The following is a 5,760-nucleotide window of genomic DNA, read 5'->3' on the forward strand; positions in this document are numbered from 1 at the left end:
CGCTTTATTCGTATAAAAGAAAAAGTACGTATTGAAGAAGGCGATAAATGGGCCGAAGTAGAACCTTACGACGGATTCCATATCGACTTTGAGATTGCCTTTGATCACCCTGCAATCAATGAAAGCCGCCAACGCATTGGCTTAGATATTACTGCACAAAGCTTTACTGAAGAAATTAGCCGTGCGCGTACTTTTGGCTTTATGAAAGACATTGAATACATGCATGCTAATAACCTTGCACTAGGTGGTAGCATGGATAGCGCAGTGGTACTTGATGAATTTAAAGTTTTAAATCCGAACGGTCTGCGTTACTCAGACGAGTTCGTCAAGCATAAGATACTAGACTGTGTAGGTGACATGTTTATGACAGGTCATAACCTTTTAGGTAAAGTAACTGCATTTAAATCAGGCCATGATTTAAACAACAAGCTACTACGCAAAATTATGGCAACTGAGTCAGCATGGGAGTGGGCAACCTTTGAAACGCCTGTCTCGATGCCTGCACCCGGTCTTGAATTAGCAAACGCCTAATCAGTTAATCGCTTACATACAGTTATAAAAAATGACGCTTATTAGCGTCATTTTTTTTGGCTGTTTGTCAGCATAATCAGTCAGGTATTACAGACCTAAAATGGTTTGTAACTGTTTTAACTCAGTGACTTGATACGTTGGCTTAATACCTTCAGGTAAGATTACCCCTGGGTGCTGTAACCAGCAGGTGTCTATGCCTGCATTTCGTCCACCAAGAATATCACTGCTGGCGGTATCACCTACCATTAAAATTTGCTCTTTCGGTGGATTCCCCATTAAATTAAAGGTGTGCTCAAATATCTCTTTTGCAGGTTTAGCTATACCTACTTTTTCAGAAATTACCAGCCAATCGAACATATCTTGCAGCCCAGTATGTGCTAAGCGACGTGCTTGTAGCTGAGAAAAGCCATTGGTGATAATGCCTAACTTGGCATGAGGTTTGAGGGCGTTTAATAATTCAACCGCACCGGGTAAAGGCATGCAAATTTCAGCCATTGCCGATAAAAAATCATCATTGAGCTGCTGGGCTGGTACATCAAGTTTATTTGCCAGCTCACTAAAACGAGTTACTTGCAGGTGGTTTGCGGTAATTTCGTTATTTTGATAGGCAATCCATAATGGCTTATTGGTATTTTGGTAATGATCATAATCTGCCTTGGTAAAATCCATGTCATAAGCTGCCAACATTTTTTGTAAGCCAGCAAAGGCATTAAAGCTAAATAAGGTTTCGTCGGCATCAAATAATACGTAGTTATACTTCATTAAAACATCCGTTATTGATTATATAAAGTGGGATTAAGAAAAGGCGCCATGGCGAGAGTCAGCGCTTGAGTATAGGTACTTTCTCGTGTTGCATGATGATCAGTTAATAAACCAATAGCACCCCCTTGCTGCTTGATATTGGTGGTATTAAAAGCCTTATCCATCACGTCTCCGAGCTCTTCACCTTGCAGCAATGCTTTATAAAAAACCGAAGGCAAAGGTAAGTTACTGCTTCGGCCTGTAACTTGCTGTGCGCCGTCATCAATAACAACATAGGCAAAGGTTGCTGCACCATAGCTAAATTGCGCTGCGCCACCTTCCATCGCTATGTAGTAGTCTGCTTGATGCTGTGCTTTACAGTAGTTAACTCGGTTTTGTGCACCCAAACACGTCTGCTCTTCGCCTATAGGTTGATCGGGTACATCAGAGGGGGCGTGAACGCCACCACATTCAATTACCTGCTCGGGAAAATACATCGCAAAAATGTGTTTAGCGGCATTTACTTTTACTGGGTTTTTAGACCCGACAATAATTTTAATAGCTTGCGACATACTGCTCTCATCATACTTAAAATCAGCAGTGTACGTGAGTTAGACTAAACAAAAAAGAGCAGAATGTATTTGCGATCACTTGATAAAAGAGGTGGCCAATTTCATAAGATCATCACATGTTGTTAGATCTTATGAACCAAGTACTCTCTAAGAAATGAGCGATACACTTAAATAGGAATTTCAGGTGGGGCTAATTTTGCTAAGGCGCGCTTTTTCAAAATAATATCTTTGATCAGTGGCGTAAGCACTAGTTCCATTGCCAGTCCCATTTTGCCACCGGGCACTACAAGCGTATTGATCCGCGACATAAAGCTGCCTTCAATCATGCGTAAATAATACGGGAAATCAACGTCATCAATGCCCCTAAAGCGAATAACTACAAAGCTTTCATCAAGGGATGGGATATCTTTAGCGCTAAATGGATTAGAAGTATCAACGGTTGGCACTCGTTGAAAGTTAATATGGGTACGTGAAAATTGCGGCGTTATATGATTAATGTAGTCATCCATACTGCGCACAATCGAGTCCATTACTTTTTCACGAGAATGACCGCGTTCTGAGGTATCGCGAATAAGCTTTTGGATCCACTCAAGGTTAATAATTGGCACCATGCCTATAAGTAAATCAACATGCTTAGCAACATCATGATCTTCGTCGACCACGCCGCCATGTAAGCCTTCGTAAAACATTAAATCTGTGTTTTGCTCAAGCTCTTGCCAAGGAGTAAATGTTCCTGGTAACTGGTTATAAGGCACGGCTTCATCAAAGGTATGTAAATAACGACGCAGTTTACCTTCGCCTGTTTCACCATACTTAGTAAATAAGTCTTCTAATGCACCAAAGTCATTGGCTTCTCGGCCAAAATAACTGATATGTTTACTTTCTTGTTGGGCTTCTCGAATTTTTTTGTCCATTTCAGGACGTGTATAGCGATGAAAGCTATCACCTTCAATAAATGCAGCATTGATGTCGAGGCTGCGGAAAATATGCTTCACGGCATTGGTGGTGGTTGTAGTGCCTGCTCCAGATGAGCCGGTGATTGCAATAATAGGGTGTTTAGCTGACATGTTTGTTCTCTTTTTTATGACCCGTTAGTTATAAAGACCTTACTAAGCTAGGTCAAGTGACGTCATCAGTAAATAACGTTATCATGAGGTGCTTAAAATTAAAACGAGAGAAAGCATGAAACTGATCAAACCGTTGTTAGGGCTAATAACAATTAATGCTTTAACATTAGGCGTTGCCCAAGCAAATATGCCTAAAAGTCAAATACTACTTGCCGATTTAAATACCCCGCATGGCATACGCGTAAGCATTGTTAGTGATAAAACCAGCTACAACAATCAGCCCCATTTAACCGATACGGGCCTTTATTATACGCGTGAGGTAATCAGTAATAAGCAGAGCCAAACTGATATTGCACGTTATGATTTATCATCAAAACAAACCTCTATGATCACAAATACAGCTGTAAGTGAGTATTCGCCAACAGTAACACCGAGTGGCGATAGTTTATCTGCCATCGTGGTTGAGGAAGATGGCAAACAAAAACTATGGCAATATCCGCTGAGTACAGAGCAGGCACCAAGTCGTATTTTTGATTGGATTGAGCCTGTGGGCTATCACGCTTGGGGAAATAACAACGATTTAGTAATGTTTATTTTAGGCGAGCCACATACATTACAATATACCTCGGTTGTTGCGGCTAAAGGTGAGGTTGTAGCAAATAACATTGGTCGTACACTTATTTATAATAAAGCGCAGAGGGAATTTTTATTTAGTCATAGTAAGAATGGCCAGCATCACTTAGCCCGTTTGGAACCACAAACCAAGCGGGTGAGCAACATACTTAGGCTGCCAAACCAAGTACAAGACTTCATCTTAAAAGATGAAAATACCATTGCTTACGCAATTAAAAACCGTATCTATCAACGAAAACTAACAGCAGGTTCTGACATATCGCAATGGCTTGATTTAAGCCAATATTGCGATACTGAAATTAGCCGGTTAAGTTATAAAAACCAGCAATTAGCGTTTGTATGTAGTGTTAAATAAACAATAAATTTCGGACTTTCACTCATGCATGAGTTAGTCTGACCCCCTATTAAATAAAAAGGAAAGTCACGTGGCATTTAGCGCAGACGAGTTAACAGAGCAGCTGATAAAACTAGAGTGTAGAAGTAACTTTAAAATAAAAAACATTGCTGAGTATATGCTAGCAAACTCTAAAGAAGCGTTTTACACCCATGCCGAAACGGGGAAAGGTAAAATTGTGATCCGCCCTGCATTTGAAGTGTTTAGTGATGACTTTACTGATATTGATGGGGTTGTGCGTACTCAAGGTTATTTTCATAGCAGTGAAATGACCCGTTTTCCCACTCGTATTTATAAAAGCGCACAGCCTATTCATTATGGTGTCGCTTTTAAAATTAACTCTGAACAAGCGGCAAAAGAGTTTATAGCTAAGCTAACCATGATTATTGGTGGTTAATAGAATGGTGCAGGGCTAAAGGCAAAAGGTGCAAGATAAAATCTTCAACCTTTAACCTTATATGGACTCCCTAAAGTAATCAATAAACATTCTGTACATAACAAGGTTTAGATGCGCACTTATATACGGGCTATTATTGAGGAGCTACCTCTGCCTCTTTGATGTTTTCGCACCAGCAAACTAATTCTTTGACGCGGCATACGTAAAGCTGCCTAAGGTTAAAACTAGTTGTTGCTGGTCGGTCTAACCTGTTTTACATCGCTCTTATTGATTGCCTATTCTTTTAATTCTGTTATCCGTTATGGCTCTTTTCTATGCCGCTATTGCGGTTGCTTTGTAATTTGTATTATTTTTGATTAACGCATAGGTTGTTCTTACATTTTTGTTTGCCAGCGCTATAGCCGCTACTTTTTTACCCCGCCTTTGTATTATCCCTTTTAGCCATACCTCTTTTTGCGTCCTAGCCTCACGTTTATCTACCCTCGCAATGACCGCTAATGCACCTTGGTATAACGTACTCCGCAATCGTTTATCCGCACTGTATTTGGCTATATGACCAATGACTTCTTTACCACCAGAGCTGTGCTGTTTTGGTGTTAAGCCGATACTGGCAGATGCAGCGCGACCATTTTTAAATATAGCAGGTTGCCCTAGCCTTATGGTTAAGCCTATAGCGCTTAATGGCCCCACACCTTCTAGCATCATTAATTTTTGGCACGTTTCATTATTTTTAACCTCGGCTTCTAGCTTTTTATCGAGATCGGCTATGTATTCAATATGTGTTTTTAGCATTTCAAATGCCATCGCTATGGACTGCCTAAACATTCCTGGCAAGCCATTTTCAGCATCTTCTAATATATCGGGTAACTTCGCTTTTAAATGAGCAATCCCTTTTGCTATGGTAATGCCAAACTCACTTAAGAGACTTCTTATTTGATTTGAACATGAACGGCGTTGAGATACTGCAAGTTCACGCATTCGGTCAACCGACTGTAGTGCTTGCTCTTCAGTGTTAAGAATGCGCGTGCTGGGAACATGAGGCTGTAAGGCTGCAATACTAATTGCTAACGCATCATTTTTGTCGGTTTTTTGCTTTGTTAGAAAGGCTTTAACAGTGCGCGCATGCATGGGTTTTACCGCATGGCCACATTCCATGGCGTAACGACACCAATAATGTGAAGTAGCGCATGACTCCATAGCGGCTAGGCTTGCTTTTTCTTTGCGTAAAATTTCTTGTAATTTCCTCCGGCTAACAGCTTTGTTGTAAATAACTTTCCCATTATGGTCAGTTTTACAAACTTGAAAAACTTCTTTTGCCAAATCAATAGCAAGTATATTACGATAACTCATGTATGGTCTCCTTGGTTTAGTTTTTGGTCGAATTAAAACCGTACTCCAATTATTGGGTGGGAGTCCATACATCTT

General features: G+C 40.5%; 7 protein-coding genes. 3 read left to right on the forward strand and 4 right to left on the reverse strand.

Going from position 1 to position 5,760, the window contains the following annotated elements; genetic code table 11:
- Positions 1 to 531, forward strand: a 531-nt coding sequence (gene lpxC / locus B4F91_RS01300; protein WP_288635337.1) for a UDP-3-O-acyl-N-acetylglucosamine deacetylase, incomplete at its 5' end; no start/stop codon positions are given.
- A gap of 87 nt (positions 532 to 618) precedes the next feature.
- Here the strand turns inward: lpxC and yjjG are convergent.
- The 3 genes from yjjG to B4F91_RS01315 form a co-directional block, all read right to left on the reverse strand.
- The gene (yjjG, locus tag B4F91_RS01305; RefSeq protein WP_008114796.1) at positions 619 to 1,293 is read right to left on the reverse strand and encodes a pyrimidine 5'-nucleotidase; all 675 of its coding nucleotides are present in this window, start codon (positions 1,291 to 1,293) and stop codon (positions 619 to 621) included.
- Positions 1,294 to 1,304: 11 nt separating this feature from the next.
- Positions 1,305 to 1,844, reverse strand: coding sequence for an inosine/xanthosine triphosphatase (yjjX, locus tag B4F91_RS01310; RefSeq protein ID WP_008114794.1), 540 nt, complete (start codon positions 1,842 to 1,844; stop codon positions 1,305 to 1,307).
- A gap of 167 nt (positions 1,845 to 2,011) precedes the next feature.
- The gene (locus B4F91_RS01315) at positions 2,012 to 2,911 is read right to left on the reverse strand and encodes a phosphoribulokinase (protein WP_008114793.1); all 900 of its coding nucleotides are present in this window, start codon (positions 2,909 to 2,911) and stop codon (positions 2,012 to 2,014) included.
- Between the two features lie 115 nt (positions 2,912 to 3,026).
- Between B4F91_RS01315 and B4F91_RS01320 the strand changes: the two genes are divergently transcribed.
- A complete protein-coding gene (locus tag B4F91_RS01320) occupies positions 3,027 to 3,899 on the forward strand; it encodes a hypothetical protein (protein WP_008114790.1) in 873 nt (290 codons plus the stop codon).
- 70 nt (positions 3,900 to 3,969) lie between these two features.
- Entirely contained in the window at positions 3,970 to 4,335 is a 366-nt protein-coding gene (locus tag B4F91_RS01325; protein WP_008114788.1) for a hypothetical protein, read from the forward strand.
- A 312-nt stretch (positions 4,336 to 4,647) separates the two neighbouring features.
- Here B4F91_RS01325 and B4F91_RS01330 read toward each other — a convergent pair whose 3' ends face one another.
- On the reverse strand, positions 4,648 to 5,685 hold the full coding sequence (locus B4F91_RS01330; protein WP_248475028.1) for an IS110 family transposase: 1,038 nt from the start codon (positions 5,683 to 5,685) through the stop codon (positions 4,648 to 4,650).
- Between the last annotated feature and the right edge of the window lie 75 nt (positions 5,686 to 5,760).

The sequence above is a fragment of the Pseudoalteromonas sp. UBA6610 genome, from assembly GCF_002433295.1.
Taxonomy (GTDB): Bacteria; Pseudomonadota; Gammaproteobacteria; order Enterobacterales; family Alteromonadaceae; genus Pseudoalteromonas; species Pseudoalteromonas atlantica.

Bases quoted from the DNA above. Each gene is read 5' to 3' on its own strand.
- yjjG (WP_008114796.1), bottom strand. From the start codon at position 1,293: ATGAAGTATAACTACGTATTATTTGATGCCGACGAAACCTTATTTAGC.
- yjjX (WP_008114794.1), bottom strand. From the start codon at position 1,844: ATGTCGCAAGCTATTAAAATTATTGTCGGGTCTAAAAACCCAGTAAAA.
- B4F91_RS01315 (WP_008114793.1), bottom strand. From the start codon at position 2,911: ATGTCAGCTAAACACCCTATTATTGCAATCACCGGCTCATCTGGAGCA.
- B4F91_RS01320 (WP_008114790.1), top strand. From the start codon at position 3,027: ATGAAACTGATCAAACCGTTGTTAGGGCTAATAACAATTAATGCTTTA.
- B4F91_RS01330 (WP_248475028.1), bottom strand. From the start codon at position 5,685: ATGAGTTATCGTAATATACTTGCTATTGATTTGGCAAAAGAAGTTTTT.